Below are 17853 nucleotides of genomic sequence, written 5' to 3' on the forward strand. Positions count from 1 at the left end.
CAGACCCTTTTTTATATTATCAACAGGTAAATCAAATCCTCTTTGTAACGGTGCTACATCTCCTAACATTTTCTCTTCCCACTCCTCAGTAAACCCTGGAAATCTCAAATTAGGAACCTTAGTAATATTAAATCCTCAATCCTTATTTCTTTTCTTTGGAATTCATAAAAATCAAATAATAATGAATGATCAAAAACAAATTTTAGAGGTTATTGACCTATGGAAAACAAACAAAAAACAGTACGTAAAGAAATCAAGTTTTTCTGCGTACACACTTTTAATCGAAAATCACATACTACCCATATTTGGTAATAAATATTCGATTGAGGAAGCAGAAGTACAAGCTTTTGTATTTCGGAAATTGGAATCAGGTTTAAGCCAAAAAACAATCAAGGATATTCTAATCGTTCTGAAAATGATTCTAAAATATGGAGCTAAACACAAATGGGTGGATTATAATTCATTTGACATACAATATCCAACAGAACGAGAAAAATATACAATTGAAGTTTTAAACCGTTCTGATCAGAAAAAAATTATGAATTATATTCAGGAACATTTTACATTTCGAAATCTAGGAGTTTATATTTGCTTAAGCTCTGGCATGCGTATAGGGGAAATCTGCGCCCTTACTTGGGAAGATGTTGATACAGATAATGGTGTTATCAGTGTTAACAGAACCATCCAACGCATTTACGTTATTGAAGATGGAAGCAGAAAAACAGAACTCATTTTAGACACACCAAAGACAAAAAACTCTATACGTGAAATCCCAATAAGCAAAGATTTATTAAGAATACTCAAACCATTTAAAAAAATTGTTAACCCTTCGTTTTTTGTTTTAACCAATGATGCCAAGCCAACTGAGCCCAGAACTTATCGCAGCTATTATAAAAACTTAATGAAACATTTGAAGATGCCAGATTTAAAGTTTCATGGGCTAAGGCACAGTTTCGCAACTAGGTGTATTGAAAGCAATTGCGATTACAAAACTGTAAGTGTGCTTTTGGGACATTCTAATATTAGTACAACCTTAAATCTCTATGTCCATCCCAATATGGAACAGAAAAAGAAAGCAATCGAACAAATGTTTAAAGCTTTAAAGTAAACTTTTAGATTATGAATTAGGAGAAGTGGCATAAACCTCTTTATTTTGTTAAATTTGATATTTTAAAGCTAAACATAACAACTCCTAATTCATAATTATTTTGAGCAAACAGTCTGAACAAATCTTAGAGGAACAACTTATAATCCAATTACAAAAGTTAGGATATAAATATAAGACTATTGCGAATGAAAAAGAGTTGTTGGCAAACTTGAAAACGCAACTTGAAAAGCACAATAACATTCAATTTAGTGAGACTGAATTCGAAAAAGTACTGAATATTGTTAACAAGGGGTCAGTATTTGAAAAAGCCAAAATTTTGCGTGAAACAAAACATCATATCTTAAGAGATAATGGTGATAACCTCTATTTTGAATTTCTGAACGTAGAACATTGGTGCCAAAATGAATACCAGGTTACTAATCAAATAACGCAGGAAGGGAAATACGAAAATCGGTATGATGTAACTTTACTAATTAATGGGCTGCCATTAGTCCAGATAGAACTGAAACGTAGAGGGTTGGAAATGAAAGAAGCTTTCAATCAAATCAACCGCTATCAAAAACATAGTTTTGGAGCAGGAAAAGGGCTATTCCATTTTGTTCAACTGTTTATAATCAGCAATGGTGTAAATACCAAGTATTTTAGCAACTTCGGTACACATAAACAGGAATATCTTCAAACTTTCCATTGGACAGACGAGAACAACAATCCTCTTAACAACATTCTGAATGGTTTTACGGATACTTTCTTAGAGCCTTGTCATGTAAGTAAAATGATATGTAAATACATTGTACTTAACGAAACAGATAAACGGTTAATGATACTTCGTCCATATCAATATTATGCCGTGGAAAGTATTATAAAAAAAGTAACCGAAAACGAAATATTAAATGGCTACAACATTGAGAAAAATGGATATATCTGGCATACCACAGGAAGTGGAAAAACCTTAACAAGTTTCAAAGCCAGCCAAATTTTATCAAAAATTACAGCTATTAAAAAAGTAGTTTTTGTAGTAGATAGAAAGGATTTGGATTATCAAACCAATAAAGAATACGATAGCTTTAGCAAAGGCTCAGTAAGCTCAGCAACCAATACAGATGACCTTATCAGAAAATTCAACAATCCGAATGTAAAAATTATTGTTACAACCATTCAAAAACTTAATAATGCTATTTCGGGTCGGAATTTAGCTAAAATGAAAGCTCTTAAAAACGAAAGAATGGTATTTATTTTTGATGAATGCCATCGTTCTCAATTTGGAGATACACACCAAAACATTGTTAGCTATTTTGAAAACATTCAATTATTTGGCTTTACAGGCACACCAATTTTGGCAGAGAATGCGAACGGAGAAAAAACCACAGCCAGTTTATTTGGGAAATGCCTTCACAAATATGTAATTACAGATGCTATCAGAGATGAAAATGTTTTGAGATTTTCAATTGAATATATTCAAACCTTCAAGAAAAAAGATAATATAATTGACTTGAAAGTTGAAAAAATTAATGAAGCTGAAGTTTTTGAAGCTCCTGAACGTAAAGAAGCGATTGTTGATTATATCATTCAACATCACGATCAGAAAACACAGTCCAAAAAATTCTGTGCGATGATGTGCGTTCAAGATATTGATGCCGTTATTGAGTACTATGAAATTTTTAAACGTAAGAAACTAAATGGTGAACATAATTTAAAAGTAGCAACTATTTTTAGTTATGCCCAAAACGAGGAAGAGATAGAGGATCAATTGGCCAGTCGACTGAATATGGCCGCTGAGCCACAAGAAGAATATGGCCTCAAACCACACCGCAGGGAATTATTGGAAACCTATGTGCAAGATTTCAACGAACTATTTGGAATGGCAGAGAATATTAAGGATACTGAAGGCTTTTATAATTATTATAATGCTGTTGCCAGAAAATCAAAACATCCTAAACATGAAACGGATATTTTATTAGTTGCTAATATGTTTTTAACGGGTTATGATAGTAAAAATCTAAATACATTGTATGTTGACAAGAACCTACAATACCATGGACTAATTCAAGCTTTTAGCCGTACCAATCGCACATTAGACAAAAACAAGACACAGGGAAATATTGTATGCTTTCGAAATCTAAAAGATAAAACAGATGAAGCAATTGCCTTATTTAGTAACAAGGAGGCAATTGACGAAATTATTGTTGAACCTTATGAAGTTTATACAGAAAAATTCAATGAAGTAACTCAAAAATTATTAGAAATTGTTCCTCAGATTAGTGCAGTAGATGATTTATATACTGAAGAAGATAAGCTACAGTTTATTTTGACATTCAGGGCACTTATCCGCTTACACAAAAAAATGAGTCATTATTCCGAATTTACTTGGAATGATTTACGAATAGAGGAACAGCTATTTGCAGATTACACCAGTAAGTATCTGGATTTGAAAGATAAACTTAGCAACAGTACTTTTATAGAAAAAACATCTATTTTAAACGACATTGACTTCGAATTGGAGTTGATCAGACGCGATACAATCAATGTTACCTACATTATTCAATTATTGATTAAGTTTAAATTAAAACACAGCTCAAAAGATAAAGAAAGTATTGAAAAGGAGATCACAAACTTATTGAATACCGAAGTATCATTAAGAAGTAAAAGAGATCTGATTGAAAAATTTATTCAAGAAAGTCTACCTCACATTGAGGATACAGATATTATTCCCGAAGAATTTGAAAAATTCTGGAATGAAGAACAAGAAAAAGCACTCCAAGATTTGGTGAAAACAGAAAACCTTTCTGATGAAAAAACTGAAAAACTTATAGAAAATTATCTTTTTACCGAACGTGAACCCTTAAGAAAAGAAATTCTAGACCTTCGCATAGATGGAAGGCCTAGCGTTCTAAAATCTAAAGAGGTAGGTGACCGAATATTGAATAAAATTTTAGATTTCGTAGATACTTTTGTTAATGGCATATCTGGACTGTAATATCGAACAAAATTGTAATGCCATATCGCATTAATTTTTTGCTGTAGAAATCGAAGTATATTTAAACATAAATCATGATCATATAAAAAAATGGGGCAATAACTATGACAATTGAGGAAAGGATTTACAAAGAACTATTACACGAACCTGCATCAATTTGGTTTATCAATGATGATTTTGGAGCGAAGGTCATGGTAAAGATAACTTCGCCTCTTATAAAATCAATAATGAAAGGTTTTGTCATTGAATTTCTATTCGGCAAGGACTGCTTACATCAACCCGCAATATTTCATTCGGGATTACGAATTTATGACGATCCCATAAATTATGCTGCAGTTATAGGGACAGCACGTTTCCCCGACGAGCATAACTCTCTTGCTGCAATCATGAACCGTAGCTTTACGCACATTCATTTTCATAATGAACTTAGCATTTGCGTTGCAACTGCAAAGCTCTCATTCAGCATTGCCGACCAGTTGCGAGTACTAAATCTACAAAGCAATCCCGAAAGTCTGTACTGCGGTAAATTTGATGAAAGAATTTCTCGTTCGCTGGATTGTTTTGACCACAGTATTAAAATGGAAAGTCAACACAAAAATGTGTACGAAATAGAAACCATTGCAATCGAGGGAAAACTACAGGACTGGATTATTATGAAAAATACAGTCATCGGATTTAACGAAACAAACCATGTAACGGTTGATGATAAAGATGAAGGGAGCATTCTCGAAAAAGAAGTAACAATCATTCTTGATGATCTTTTTAAACAAAAGCTATTCTTGAATCCACAAATTGCACGCACTAAAGGTTATCGTGAATTAACTGATGTTCTTGCAATTTCTGATAATGGTATTTTTTTAATAGAAAGTAAGGCACTCGGGGTCATAGACAGTCCTTCTAATAAAGCAATGGAGAAGAAGGTTAAGGGTCTGCAAAAGCAAATCTCCACAGGAATTGACCAGCTTGTCGGGGCTTCGAAAAAAATCACAGCCAACACAACAATATATGATAAGCATTTGGAGGAAATTATTTTTGACAAAGCTCCTTTTCTTCATTGCATTGTTTTGGTTTCTGAATTATTCCCTTTTGGTGATTGGAAGACAATAGAATATAAGATATTTAACGCAATAGCTGAAAACAAAATATATCTTAACGTTATCGATTTACGCGAATTTATGCAGTATATAGGTCACGCGCGAGGAAGTGCTGACCGCCTCAATCTAATGCTTATTGAAAGGGTTGAAGCCTTTGTGAAAAATGAGAATATTCACATGAAGCTAAATGTTGTTAACGAATAGTATTTAAAGTTGTCTTTAAAAATTATATAGTCGACTCTAAACTAGGGAAATAATCTATAGTATTTCTTTTGTCAGCTCTTAGATCATCTAACATTTTAAAGCAAAATCGACTAATACTACTCTTTTCTTCCAGTGTAAGTGTATTAGAAATAATATTATTTGAATTTGCAGTATCAACAATTCTGAGGAATTCAATATTTCGCGCAATAAAATAAATTACATTGGTTAAATCCTTCTCAATTTTATTTGTAATTGGTTTTGAGTCAAAAGATTTTTTAGCTAACCATTCTAAAAAAATAGATTTAATTTTTAAATTATTTTCAACCTTCCAAATTTTAAGTAATCTTACAATTCTTTGCTCTCTATAATTTAACTTTAGAGACAACATTTGCTTTTCATGATTTGTCTTTTTATACGTTGGTTTTTCAAACAAACCAATTTTATTGACAAATAACTGAACGTCATTTTTTCCATTTTCAATTAAACGAGTTGGAATTATATCTATTCTTTTAACCTCGTTTTCGAGTTGAATTCCAATTCCAATAGAATGTTTTTGTTCTCTTATTTCTTTAATTTCTTTGATTTTTAATTCGTCAAAGATAAAATCAGAAATAGTATCATATACACTAGCAATAGAGCCAAAATCTTTTTTAAAACAAAGTTGAATATCTACATCAGAGCCATGAATAGATGTGCCCTTAACAACTGAACCAGTAATTTTAGGCTTTAACGCCAACTCGTATTTAAATTTTGACTGAAAGTTTGATTTTAATTGTTCTGCTTTGTTCAAAAGTAAGGTATTGTCATCCTTGTAATAATTTAATGTTTTATGGAGATAATTTGGGACACTATTAAATTCCAAAAGGACTTTATTCATCTTATTATCACGTATAGCTCCTAAAATTAATCCTCCTGTTCCGCCAACTAAGGCTCCCTTAACTGCAGCAACAAAAAGTTGACTCCAATCAAATTTGCTGTTTGGGTCAGTAGTATTGAGTTGTTTAAATGCATTAATAATTGCATTTCCTACTCCAAATACTAAAGCCCCATTTTGAGCATATTTTTTTTCTTTATTCATACTTATTATATCTTTTCATCAATTTCAAATCCAACAGCCTTTGCATAAGCGTTCAAGTCTATAGCTGCTACTGTTCCAATAGACTGTTGCAAATATCTTGTGAGTTGAAGAAAAAAAGTGACTAAGGAATTTTCTTTTTCACTAAATGTTGTGCTACTAAAAGTCCTTTCAAGGTAGTAATTTGTTATACGTTCCTCAAAATTTGTGTTTGATATATTTTCCTCACCATCATAATTCACATAAAAGCTCCCATAGTCTACTGCACATCCCATTTCAATACTTTGTAATCCTATTAAACTTTTTAAATGTGATTCAATAGTATTATTATTCTTTGCATAGGTATTAGTACTGGCTAATATACCTCCAACTATTTTTGTCAGTGCTCTAGGATTTTGAGGTATTCCAGCATTAATTATACCAACCGATGTTCTCTTTAATTTCCTTACACTTTCAATTTTCTTTCCTGCATATTCAAAAAAATTATCACCAGCCGCATTACCCTGAAAATCAGGCTTAACTTCAAAAACAGCATATACACCTTCAGCAGGAATATAATGAATGCCGTTTTGGGTAAAAACAAAAGGTGTATATTGCTGATCGTAAATCACTAAGTCTAATTGATGGCTTAAACTTCCTGTACTATCAATTACAATTGCTTTGTCAACACAATATCTATTAGGTAAATATTTTCTCAGCCATTCTATCCAAACATTTTCTAAAGAATCTCCTTTTGATCCAGGATGCAAAATAAATTCTCTGTTAGTATTTAATTGCGCAACCATTTGATTTTGCAATCCAGCAAATAAGTCACTTATATTTATTTTATTACTCATATCTATATAATTTATTTTTAAATTGAACATAAAAACCAAGTTCAACCTTGGTCTTATCATAACCAATAATCAGCATTAAAGGATTTTTAATTGAAACTTCAGGGTGATTTGCAATTGAATTAATGGCATCTATATCAGTACTGCTGGGTATTGGTAAATTGTTTGGATGAGTGTGCCATTCTCCAAGATAATATTTTTTAGGATCTTCAGTATAGATTTTTTTTAGTTTATCATCTATACCTATTGTATCTCTCTCAAATAAATATGGTGTCCCCTTAAACTTATTTGGTAAAATTGTATCTGTTATTCTTAAATGGGTTTGTGTTTGTGAATAATTACCAATTAAGAAACCTCCAAACTCATTTGGATAATGTTGCATTCCTACTTCAATAATAGTAGATAATAATTTATCATCTATCTCCATTGTTAACCCTAATTCAATTATTTTATACATCAAAACTCATTTAATTTTATTGAAAATATATTGCTCTCATTCGTACTTAAAACAAAGTTTCTCAAACTCTTACTGTCATCACTCAATTTCACGTTAATATGTTTAATGGCAAATTGAACCAATGTACTGATATCATTATATGAAGCCTTGAATGTTGGACTCCAACATCCAGTTGGATTATGTAAATCTTCCATCTCATTCTCCAAAACATTTTCATATTGATTCATTACCCAATTATAACTGTTTGGTTCAACTGAGCAAACAAGGTCTTTAGCATTATTAGTTACTGATAATGTTATAAGTCGATTAAGTTCTAATTTACTTAAAATATATAGTAAATCATTATCGGTAGAACAATCTACTATAATATCATAATGAAGCAGTTTTTTTTGCAATTCAGTATTAGTACTGTTCAATCCTTGTGCTATTTTTGAATCAACATGAAACAATATTGTATTAATTATTCCGACTTCAACAAAAGGAGATATTAAGAATAATTCATTTGATAAATCATCTACTTTATTACAAATTCCCGACAAAAATGAGTATTCTGATCTACATACATTTTCAGGCTCTTTAATATCATAATCAACTACATCAATGCTTGTACAGCCACATCTTGTCAATGTCTTGGCAACCATACTACCTATTGCGCCTATCCCAATAATAAGTATTTTGCTTTTAGTAATATTTTCGGTTAATCTACCTCTTCCAAAGAAATAATCATAAGAACAATTTTTAGTGATACCCCATACAATATCTTCATTAATAAATCCACCTTTCCATACTCTGTCTACTTTATAAGACTCAATTGGAAATTTTCCGATTTCTAAAATAGCAACCTGCCAGTGTATTTCTTTATCTGATATCCTATAACCTATTAAAAAAGGAATTGGTTTTCCATTCAGTTTTAAATTGGTTTTCTGAACACTATAGAGGAAACTATGCAGATTTTGATCAACTAAATCTTCAAAATCTCCCCAATTGCTTATTATAAATTTACCCATCCTAGCAGGAGGACTATCTAATAAAACATATATACCAAGGTCTTTGTTTGGCAATTGTTTTATGGCAGTACTCCATTTGCACTCTGTAACCTTTTTACTTGAAGAATCTCTAAATTCCTGAATAATATTATTAAAAACAACCTTTTCATGATACAGTCCGTTATTTATTTTTGAATACTCGAAAAAACCAAATTGCTGATTGCTGAAAATATGGTCGACTTCAGTAAACAAAAAAGAAAAATGATTGCCCTTAAATTCTTTAGGCTGTAAAATCAAATGTTCATAATGCTTGTCATTATCTTTATTTAAGTAATATTTCCAGATCCATCTTTTTAGTGAATTAATATCGATCTCAATTTTTTTCTTTAAATCAGTCTGGTGAGAAGTGTGTCTGCATATAGATCCATCTCCCATCACATGACCATATTCTAAATAATCGCTGTTGGAAAAAGTAATAGATTCTGTATCCATTCTTTTTAATGGATACTCGGGGTAAATCTTAACATCAAAAAACAAACAATCGTCTGTTGACTCAACTGGAACTTTAATTTTTCCAACTATATTAAATTCTAAATCTGAATTAAATGAGGTCTCAATTGAAATCCCATTTAGTTCAGAAAAAATTTGCTGGATTGTATTTAGTCTTTTGTCTAGCATTTAACCGAATCTTTCGTTTTTTGGTGGATTAGAATAAAATCCGCTTCCTTTGTTTTCATATTTGTTATCACTTTCTTCTTCCTCAAGAAATTTTGAATTGTCAGGGAAATAAGTTTTGATATTTTCATCGTTATCCTCAATTCTTTCAAGCATATTCTTCATATCATCAGACAGAGTCTGTCTCTCTGTTGTCGTTAAAGTATCGATTAAATCATTAGAACCATTTCCTGGATCTTTCAATGTAAAACTTTCGCCGGTAACTTCGTCACGGATATATTGCAATACGGTTTCTAGCTTACTCCATAAATTCCCCGACACATCTTTATTGTCAAAAGCTTTAATTGTAATCAATTCTAAAAAGAAGGACTTCGCAGGGTTATTATACTTTGTATTCTTCCAGACTTTAAGCAGACGAATGACCTTTCTAATGGAATCTTTTTCTTTGGTTGCTCTATCTTTAATATTCTTTATTTGGGCTTGTACATTGGTTTTGATTCTCTCACTGCCTTGGTCAAAGTTTCCATATTTATAGTAAACATAAAGATTAAGGTTATCATCATCCTTGTATTGGTCTTGATTTAGTTCCCGCCCTGGCACCACATCGATTTTGACAATATCCCCGTCTTCATCGGCAAAAAACTCAATCCCAATAGAAACTTTTTGCTTTCTGACATTTGCGTCATCTTTATATTTCTCATATAAAAAATCAAAAACATCTTCATACATCTGCTTTAATGTGCCATTAGAACCAAATGCATTTCTTTTAAAAGGGCATACCATATCAAAATCAAATTTGGTATTCATAGCAGTATTTTTTGCATAGGAACCAGAATTAAAAGGAGAGTAAATATTACTTATATATTCCTGCTCTAAAGCCTCTTTAACTTCCTTGTTTTTGTCTTTGTGCTTATTTAAAAGCTGCTCTTCTTTGGTAATTTGATGCGTTTTAATTACCGAATCTAAATGTAAACTCTTATCCATATTTATAATTATTTAATTGCTTTCATTGATATTAAATTGTCTAAATTATCCTTTGTTGTAGCATTTGCATCGCTCCTTAAATATTCCTTTCCATGGCTTTGCACATATGTTACTTTAGATTTGATACTAAAGCCAGGATAATCCCATACTACAGTCTTAATAATATTACCTTTTTTTAGTAATGCTATGGTATCTCCCTCTGAAGTTTTAACGCCCATGCTGAAGGAATCTCCATCATTTACCGGATGCAACATTACATGTGTAATATTGTCACTCGAATCTTTCCAAACACCAGATATTAAATAGTTTGCTGACTTGCTCATAATTTATTTTTTAAGTTAAACCTCTCGTATACATTGTAATGCTATATAAATTTCATAAATTGCCATTGCTATGGAAATTTTTTCTAAAATTTAAGCATTACTATATAAATGAAGTCAGATAATAGAAAAGTTGCAACTTTTGATGAGAAATGCAGAGCACTTCAGGAGGTTTATACTTCGGAATTTTATGCTATTCTTTTCAAACACGCTATCATAAGGCTTAAGACTGTTTTTGGAATCAAATACAATCATCAAAAGGGGTTTAGAGGTATTATGATTGAAGACATGATTAATGATACAATCGAAGCCTTTTTAAGAGAAGGGGGGCGGAACTGGTATCTTGATAAGTTTCCTGATTTCCGAAAGCAGATAATAAGTGCATTAGATAGTGTCATTTCAAACACATTAAACGCTGAGCTTGATAAAGCAAATGAAACATTTGAAATTATGGATAATGATGTCGAAATGTCTTTTGACGATTCCGATTACCAAGCCTTATTATCTATATGCCATGATGAATTAACAGCTATGGGAGCGACAGATGATGAATTATTATTGTTTGAACCATACATAATTAATGGTATGAAACGAAACGATTTGTCAGAGTTATTAGGTATCGGGATCGATGAACTGACAAATATTAAAAAGCGATTAGATCGCAAGTTACCATTTATAAAAGAAAAATTGAAAGTGTTGAATTATGAAAAATAACTTCATCAAAAAGATAGACGAGGTAATTATCTCCCAAATTATTGACGGAGATTCTAGTACCTATGATGAAATTCTTAAAGAGGAAGGTTTCGATATTAATGATATTGAAAATTATGCTCTTAAAAATTTCCGTAAACATTCATTTCTCTTAAAAGGTTATATTAATAAGCAGAGAGACAAGGATTTATTAGAAAAAGCTTCTGCATTACTACAAAGTGCAATCGAGAAAAATATTGACAAACCAATTAGTTATTTAAAATCTTTAATTGCAAATAATCAATTTCAGGTACAATATAGAAATTTAGATAATCTAGGAATTGATGAGATTAAAGAAATTATTAAAGATCAAAATTTATTAGAACTACTGGAACAATTGGAAAATGATCAGAAATAGTAGAGGTTCAAATAAAGCAAAAGCGCTATTGGAAGAAATTGGCTTCGATGAAATTACTGATATTCCTTTGGATATTTTTGTTGCCGGACTTGGAGCAACATTAATAGAAGAAAAATTGTCAAGTTCGGACGGTAAAATTATCAGAGGTAATTCCAAAACATTAATAAAAGTAAACTCCAATATTCAGTTTGAAGAGAGAAAAAGGTTTACTGTGGCCCATGAAATCGGACATTTTTTGCTACATGACAAACTAGATTTAGAAATTCACAATGAAACACCCAATACACTAAACTGGTTTAATAATGCAGAGCAGCAAGCAAAAAAAGGAATTCAGGAATGGGAAGCTAACGATTTTGCATCAGAGCTTTTAATGCCGGAAGATATAATACGGAAAGCTGCATTTAAAAAAAAATTCTCTCCAGATTTAGTAAAAGAATTATCAGAAAGATTCAAAACCAGTTTAACCTCAATTATTTATAGATTATTATCATTAAATATCTATCCTTTATTTGTTGTTTTTATTAATAATGGTCAAGTTAAATATTGGAGTAAGTCAGATGGTTATTGGATAAAGATTAAAGAAATTACTAAATTATCTCCTCCTGAAGATTCTGTTGCTCAAGAATATATTGATGCTAAATATGATTTTTTATATTCAGGAAAAGATAAAGCGCAATCAATATATAAATCTACATGGTTCGAATTAAAAGATGATGAGGATGATAGCGATTTTTTCGAATATTGTATTCCCTATAAGCAACTTAAAACTATAATAAGTGTAGTTTGGGAAGAATAAAGCATATTATTGTTTCTAATCTTTTGTACAATTAAATCTAAATATTACAAATTGTTTATTGGAATACACTTGTTCAAAACTAGATTGATATGATGCATAAAATGACTTTTATAAATCTTGAGAAACTTATATTAAATAAATGACTATATACGAAAATGAACCAAAAACATGGAAAGATTTACAAAACAAAGTTGCGGAGATTTTAACTGTATGTGGCTATCTGTGTGAAACAGAAAAAGACATAATTACGGTGAGAGAAAAAGTTAATGTAGATGTGTATGCAGAAATAAGCAACCAAGTGTCTAGAAGCGTAATTATTTGTGAATGTAAATTCTGGAAAAAAAAAGTTCCAAAACATGTTGTGCACTCCTTTCGTACAGTTATAAATGACTATGGAGCCAATTATGGACTTATAATTTCAAAGATGGGCTTTCAGAGTGGGGCATTTAATGCAATTAAAAATACCAATGTTCAATTAGTCAATTGGCCTGAATTTGAAAATACCTTCAGGGCAGAATGGATCAGAAAAAAATTAATTGCCATTTCCAAGACGACAAAACCTTTATATGATTATATTGGTGTCGGTTTTATGGTGTTCTTTAAAGAACAACTATCAAAACTTTCTCAAGATGAACTTGAAAAATATCACTACTTGACGGAAAAATATTTTAACCCCGTTTTTGCCTCAGCAAATATTGATTACAAAAATGAAGAGACCAAAGAATTTGACATAGAAATGTTTGATAATTTTCTCCCTCATTATATGAGAGAATTAAATATTAATTTTTGTACTTCATATGAAAATTATTTTCTTCATTTAGAAAAAATCTGTACCAAAGGATTGGTCGAATTTGACAGATTATTTAAAGAAGAATTACGTCGATAAAATTAAAATTTCAACTAAAATCGACCTAGCAGAAGTTGTTATTAAACACCCTTCATGAACAGAATTCGATCCTCTTATTGGAATTTTAAGATTTTAAGTGAAGTTTAAATCGGTATAAATTTATATTTAACGGTGATTTTACTTTATCACTTAAACATTTAATATCTATAAAAATTGTTGTCCTTTTTTTTAATCTGAATGAGATCTTCTTTGTCGGATTCATATAATAGCATGTCCTCTTTTTTTATCATTGGATCAAACCAATCTGTTTTGTCTTTTGCCCATTTTAACCAATCTTGCAATTCAATTGTGAGTTGATTATTTAATGACGCTTTAGTTTCTAACTCATTCAAGTATTCTCTAACTATTTTGGCTTTGTTGTGATATATTGCATTATTAAATAATTCTTTTGTTCTTTGGAGTTCAACCTCTCTCTTCTTCTGGAATTCCTTTCTTATTTTTTCCTCCTCTTCCATTTTAATATGGTGTAACCTGCATTCTTCTCTCCATACTAATTCTTCCTTTGCTTCTAATTCAATCTTAGCAACAATTTTAGCTAACTGATTTTCTAATTTTACAGCACCATCACTCCATTCTTTAGCCTTATAACTTTCCCCGATTTTTATAATTAAAATACCTGTTGGAATGTAAGTAGACGATCCATAAGGTTTTTCGGAAGGGATCCTTTTATTCTTTTCTCTTATTTCAAAATGAAATTCAACATCGTTTACTACGATACACGGTCCTCTTTTATTTATATCTCTTCTAAATGAATGACCTCTGTATTTTAGTAATTTTATAAATGCATCCATTATTCTTATAGCTCTACTATAATTATCTTGGACTACAAAAATGGAAACAGTATCAATTTTTTCATCCCTATAATAATGATCATTCTTACTTTTATCGTGAAATCTTATCGTATTTTGAATTAAAATGTCTGGATTACTTATTGTTTCAGGAACAATTAAAGGGGATTTAGCATCACTTAAAATTTCTTTCGTTCTTATACTAAGTGGAGATTGATCAATGTTAACGAGATTCCCAACTTCTCGTATAGTTAATATGATTTTATCTTCTCCATCAAAAAGTGGATTAAATTTTGGCTTTTCAATTTCTTTATTGAATTTCAATTTCATCCAATAGCCATTATCAGGCATAGGGATTTCAAATTGTTTGCAAAGTTTTTTTAAACCTTCATTTGAAAAAGCATATTGCAATGTCAGCTTACTAAGTGATGTTGACCATACCAAATCATATAATTCTTTCCTTGTAAATTCCTTTGTTTCCATAAACTTCCTTTTATATTAATTTCTATTAAATTTATAGAAAGTCTTTTAGATATTGAGCGGAAAAATTGAAAAATCTAATGAGTTTATTGATGATTTTTATTTAAATAAGTTTTCGTGAATTATGGTTTTCCGTAATGAGATGATACTTTTATTAATGTTATTTGTATCTAGAATATAGGCTTTTCAAGAAGTCTCGTTGAAAAAATAATTTTAATCTAAACACGTATCATGGAAAAAATTCAAGCAATTAAACCAGGGCCAAAACCTAAAACACCAGACGGAACACCAGATGAAAGAAGAAGAGTGACACCACCAAATCAGCCAAAACATCCTATTTTAAAGCCTCATATACATAAGCCCAAAGATTGAGAGTGTTAATCTAACTGTGATTCGAAGCGTTAGATAACCTACTTTAAGTCATCAAAAAATGTTAAAATAGGTATCAAATGTTCGATTGTGCTCCTTGATAGCCCCCACTGAAAGACAAACAATGCCATTGGATTCCAATGGCATTGTTTTTTTGTTAAGATACTTCACAAATCTGTTAGAATGTTTTTTTATTGTCTAAAAGTTAAATCTCAATTTATTAAAAATTCTCGATTGTAGTATGTTCTTTTTGTGTACTATTGTAAAAATCATGCTTAATTAAGTCTGCATTTCAATTTATATTTTAGCAAGTGGAAACTGTTAAGAGTTTTGAAGTAACTGATATTGAATTTGAAAGCATAGATTGATATAATCTTAAAGACCCAGTTAATATTCAATAACATACTTAATGGAACTAAACCAATTTAAAGAACTTATTAATAATTCGTCTGCTCTCATACCGAGCAAACTTGAAGAAGCGTACGTGTATTTAAATATTCCTAAAACTGGGGATTACTTATCTCGTGACATTTCTAACAATCTATATGAAAAAATTCGTAATGCTTTGTCGGTAGAAGAAACCGAGAACATTATTAAAACAAAAAAAATTCTTTCGCTTAAAGATGAACTTGTTTTTAGAAAAGTACTTTATGGAGAAAACCCAGATAAGTATTTGCAAGTTTTTAAAGTTATTCGAGACGCATCCGCGAAAGAATTAAAGTATTTCCCGACAACTTCCACAAATTGGACAGAAGCTATTCAATTCGCACAAGATTATTTAAAGTTTTCTCCCGACACCTTTAGCTTGTATAAGGACTTGAGGGACGAGTATCCGAAAGAATTTGATCGTGCAACGGCGGCAAAACGATTGGAACAGTATGGTTGTTCTGTTGAAGTTGAAAATTCAGAGATAATAATCAGCAATCTGAATCTAGTTTTTGAGGGCATGTCAAAAAAAATCGAAAATGTAGGTGGTTTAACTCTTGCTCGGATTATTTTTAGATATTTAGCTGAAAATCTTTACTCTACAATATTTGAAAGATATAGAGTTTCCAGGCATACTTCGACAATTGCATATCATCAGAAGCCTCAGATTCCTTTTGGATATTTGCTGAATTTATGCGCCAGTTTTCCTTTCGATAAACAGAAAACGATTTATTTTCAAAGACAAACAGACGAGATTTTTAATCTTGCTACAGATATTGCAATTGCAGTTTACTATTCTCAGCCTTACAGCCAATGGGAATACATTCTTGCCGATGGTGATAAAATAGTTAATATATTAACTGAAATTGCATTGTGGGACTCTATTTATTCAGTTCCACAAAGCAAACCTGCTTTGGCGTTAGAGATTGCTTTCGGTATTTTTGAACAGTTCCCTGATGAAAAATTTAGAATCGAATTTGGTCATACAAAGAGAGAGACAGAATTGGTATGTTATAAAATTGTAGAGCAAATCAAGGATATCAATGGACCTGTTGAAATTGATTTTAAAACACTTAGTAAGCGATTATACCGCCTAAAAAAAAATAAAATTGAACAAATACTTGATATATTTTCTCATACTCAATCCATAAACACCAATTACCACGAACCATCAGATTATCTTAAAATAGATTTTAATTTCAAACCGCTTATTAAAACTGGAAAGTTAAAATATTTGGTCATGGATAAGTCTTGGTGCGCACCTTCCTATTACGAAGCAATTGCGTCAAAAATCAGGGAAACAAATAAAAGGTTGGATCAACAGTTAGGTCATCCAATAGAAGATTTTCTACATCGTAAATTTAAGCAAAAAGGAATAGTGGCTTTAACTGGCGACTACACTTATCTAGGACAAGCAGGTGAATGTGACTTCCTTATCGAGTCAGATAAATCTATTATCTTAATCGAAGCGAAAAAGAAACCGTTAACCCGAAAGTCAAAATCTGGCAATGATATCGATATAATAGTCGATTTATCAAGTAGCGTTCTGGAAGCACAAAGACAAGCAGGTAGAACTGCTATTGTCCTGATGGAATCTGGGAGTATTGAGCTTAAACAGACCGATGGCAGTATCAAAGTTGTTTATTTAAACGGTCGGGAAATAGAAAGGATTGCCTTGACACAATTAGAATATGGTGGATTTCAGGACAGGATTACAATGGAAAATTTCTTAAAATCCTTGCTAACCCATACGATTACAACCACGTCAAATGAGCCACAAATTATAAAGAAATTTGATGACCTTGCGTCAAAGCAACAAGTTTGGATTGAGCAATATAATAAATTTAAAGATTTAGACCCAAATATTGAGCATTGGGCCTATCGCAATTGTTGGTTTTTCAGTCTTCCACAAATATTAGAGTTGATAAACTTATCTTCCTGTAATAAGTCATTCGAAAAAGCGCTAAAAGCGACCAAATACGTTTCGATGGGCACTATGGATTGGTATTCAGAATATGAATACACTATAAAAATGAACCAGAATTAATTCTGAAACAGATACCTTATATTAGTCTATAATAGTTATGAGTGAATATTTTAAAAAAAATGATTTCGTAGAGATATACAAACATGAAACATTTAAAGTCAGGTTTTTATACTTAAGTTCTCTTTAAAATGGCTCGAAAATTGTTCCATAAGTATCACATAGAGAAAGACAATAGCATCGGAAAACAATTACGTATTCGTTTCTATATTTGTATTATTTTAA

General features: G+C 31.0%; 16 protein-coding genes. 9 read left to right on the forward strand and 7 right to left on the reverse strand.

Going from position 1 to position 17853, the window contains the following annotated elements; all coding sequences use genetic code 11:
* Positions 1–181: 181 nt before the first annotated feature.
* From ACNQF8_RS11485 to ACNQF8_RS11495, 3 genes are all read left to right on the forward strand, one after another.
* A complete protein-coding gene (locus ACNQF8_RS11485; protein ID WP_417953587.1) occupies positions 182–1108 on the forward strand; it encodes a tyrosine-type recombinase/integrase in 927 nt (308 codons plus the stop codon).
* 100 nt (positions 1109–1208) lie between these two features.
* Complete coding sequence (locus tag ACNQF8_RS11490) at positions 1209–4082, forward strand: type I restriction endonuclease subunit R (protein WP_417953588.1); 2874 nt, start codon at positions 1209–1211, stop codon at positions 4080–4082.
* Positions 4083–4186: 104 nt separating this feature from the next.
* Complete coding sequence (locus tag ACNQF8_RS11495; RefSeq protein WP_417953589.1) at positions 4187–5380, forward strand: nuclease-related domain-containing protein; 1194 nt, start codon at positions 4187–4189, stop codon at positions 5378–5380.
* Positions 5381–5402: 22 nt separating this feature from the next.
* Here ACNQF8_RS11495 and ACNQF8_RS11500 read toward each other — a convergent pair whose 3' ends face one another.
* The 6 genes from ACNQF8_RS11500 to ACNQF8_RS11525 are packed head-to-tail and all read right to left on the reverse strand — an operon-like array spanning position 5403 to position 10713.
* Positions 5403–6458, reverse strand: coding sequence for a hypothetical protein (locus tag ACNQF8_RS11500; protein ID WP_417953590.1), 1056 nt, complete (start codon positions 6456–6458; stop codon positions 5403–5405).
* A gap of 5 nt (positions 6459–6463) precedes the next feature.
* Positions 6464–7291 (reverse strand): DUF6602 domain-containing protein, encoded by an 828-nt coding sequence (locus ACNQF8_RS11505; protein WP_417953591.1) that lies wholly within the window; start codon positions 7289–7291, stop codon positions 6464–6466.
* Positions 7284–7745, reverse strand: a complete 462-nt coding sequence (locus tag ACNQF8_RS11510) for a Mov34/MPN/PAD-1 family protein (protein WP_417953592.1) — start codon at positions 7743–7745, stop codon at positions 7284–7286. Before ACNQF8_RS11510 ends, ACNQF8_RS11505 begins: the two co-directional genes overlap by 8 nt.
* On the reverse strand, positions 7745–9409 hold the full coding sequence (locus ACNQF8_RS11515; protein WP_417953593.1) for a ThiF family adenylyltransferase: 1665 nt from the start codon (positions 9407–9409) through the stop codon (positions 7745–7747). Before ACNQF8_RS11515 ends, ACNQF8_RS11510 begins: the two co-directional genes overlap by 1 nt.
* A complete protein-coding gene (locus ACNQF8_RS11520; protein WP_417953594.1) occupies positions 9410–10390 on the reverse strand; it encodes a nucleotidyltransferase family protein in 981 nt (326 codons plus the stop codon).
* 8 nt (positions 10391–10398) lie between these two features.
* Positions 10399–10713 (reverse strand): DUF3892 domain-containing protein, encoded by a 315-nt coding sequence (locus ACNQF8_RS11525; protein WP_110305505.1) that lies wholly within the window; start codon positions 10711–10713, stop codon positions 10399–10401.
* Positions 10714–10821: 108 nt separating this feature from the next.
* On the opposite strand from ACNQF8_RS11525, the gene ACNQF8_RS11530 reads away from it, so the two are divergent.
* The 4 genes from ACNQF8_RS11530 (at position 10822) to ACNQF8_RS11545 (ending at position 13500) form a co-directional block, all read left to right on the forward strand.
* Positions 10822–11424: a hypothetical protein gene (locus tag ACNQF8_RS11530; protein WP_417953595.1), complete on the forward strand. Its 603-nt coding sequence runs from the start codon at positions 10822–10824 to the stop codon at positions 11422–11424.
* Positions 11414–11818, forward strand: coding sequence for a hypothetical protein (locus ACNQF8_RS11535; protein ID WP_417953596.1), 405 nt, complete (start codon positions 11414–11416; stop codon positions 11816–11818). The genes ACNQF8_RS11530 and ACNQF8_RS11535 overlap by 11 nt, the downstream gene beginning before the upstream one ends.
* On the forward strand, positions 11805–12614 hold the full coding sequence (locus ACNQF8_RS11540; RefSeq protein ID WP_417953597.1) for an ImmA/IrrE family metallo-endopeptidase: 810 nt from the start codon (positions 11805–11807) through the stop codon (positions 12612–12614). Before ACNQF8_RS11535 ends, ACNQF8_RS11540 begins: the two co-directional genes overlap by 14 nt.
* A 139-nt stretch (positions 12615–12753) precedes the next feature.
* Positions 12754–13500 carry a restriction endonuclease gene (locus ACNQF8_RS11545; protein WP_417953598.1) on the forward strand — a complete coding sequence of 249 codons (747 nt, stop codon included), beginning with the start codon at positions 12754–12756 and terminating at the stop codon, positions 13498–13500.
* 158 nt (positions 13501–13658) lie between these two features.
* On the opposite strand, the gene ACNQF8_RS11550 is transcribed toward ACNQF8_RS11545, so the two are convergent.
* Positions 13659–14792, reverse strand: coding sequence for a hypothetical protein (locus ACNQF8_RS11550; protein WP_417953600.1), 1134 nt, complete (start codon positions 14790–14792; stop codon positions 13659–13661).
* 228 nt (positions 14793–15020) lie between these two features.
* Between ACNQF8_RS11550 and ACNQF8_RS11555 the strand changes: the two genes are divergently transcribed.
* Positions 15021–15161 (forward strand): hypothetical protein, encoded by a 141-nt coding sequence (locus ACNQF8_RS11555; protein ID WP_194640663.1) that lies wholly within the window; start codon positions 15021–15023, stop codon positions 15159–15161.
* A 406-nt stretch (positions 15162–15567) separates the two neighbouring features.
* Positions 15568–17631, forward strand: a complete 2064-nt coding sequence (locus ACNQF8_RS11560; protein WP_417953601.1) for a hypothetical protein — start codon at positions 15568–15570, stop codon at positions 17629–17631.
* Positions 17632–17853 lie beyond the last annotated feature (222 nt).

The organism is Flavobacterium labens (assembly GCF_048286755.1).
In the GTDB taxonomy this organism is placed as follows: Bacteria; Bacteroidota; Bacteroidia; order Flavobacteriales; family Flavobacteriaceae; genus Flavobacterium.

Coding starts and splice junctions, on each gene's coding strand:
- ACNQF8_RS11555 (WP_194640663.1), top strand. CDS start 15,021: ATGGAAAAAATTCAAGCAATTAAACCAGGGCCAAAACCTAAAACACCA.
- ACNQF8_RS11500 (WP_417953590.1), bottom strand. CDS start 6,458: ATGAATAAAGAAAAAAAATATGCTCAAAATGGGGCTTTAGTATTTGGA.
- ACNQF8_RS11550 (WP_417953600.1), bottom strand. CDS start 14,792: ATGGAAACAAAGGAATTTACAAGGAAAGAATTATATGATTTGGTATGG.
- ACNQF8_RS11535 (WP_417953596.1), top strand. CDS start 11,414: ATGAAAAATAACTTCATCAAAAAGATAGACGAGGTAATTATCTCCCAA.
- ACNQF8_RS11510 (WP_417953592.1), bottom strand. CDS start 7,745: ATGTATAAAATAATTGAATTAGGGTTAACAATGGAGATAGATGATAAA.
- ACNQF8_RS11520 (WP_417953594.1), bottom strand. CDS start 10,390: ATGGATAAGAGTTTACATTTAGATTCGGTAATTAAAACGCATCAAATT.
- ACNQF8_RS11495 (WP_417953589.1), top strand. CDS start 4,187: ATGACAATTGAGGAAAGGATTTACAAAGAACTATTACACGAACCTGCA.
- ACNQF8_RS11545 (WP_417953598.1), top strand. CDS start 12,754: ATGACTATATACGAAAATGAACCAAAAACATGGAAAGATTTACAAAAC.
- ACNQF8_RS11530 (WP_417953595.1), top strand. CDS start 10,822: ATGAAGTCAGATAATAGAAAAGTTGCAACTTTTGATGAGAAATGCAGA.
- ACNQF8_RS11515 (WP_417953593.1), bottom strand. CDS start 9,409: ATGCTAGACAAAAGACTAAATACAATCCAGCAAATTTTTTCTGAACTA.
- ACNQF8_RS11485 (WP_417953587.1), top strand. CDS start 182: ATGAATGATCAAAAACAAATTTTAGAGGTTATTGACCTATGGAAAACA.
- ACNQF8_RS11505 (WP_417953591.1), bottom strand. CDS start 7,291: ATGAGTAATAAAATAAATATAAGTGACTTATTTGCTGGATTGCAAAAT.
- ACNQF8_RS11525 (WP_110305505.1), bottom strand. CDS start 10,713: ATGAGCAAGTCAGCAAACTATTTAATATCTGGTGTTTGGAAAGATTCG.
- ACNQF8_RS11540 (WP_417953597.1), top strand. CDS start 11,805: ATGATCAGAAATAGTAGAGGTTCAAATAAAGCAAAAGCGCTATTGGAA.
- ACNQF8_RS11560 (WP_417953601.1), top strand. CDS start 15,568: ATGGAACTAAACCAATTTAAAGAACTTATTAATAATTCGTCTGCTCTC.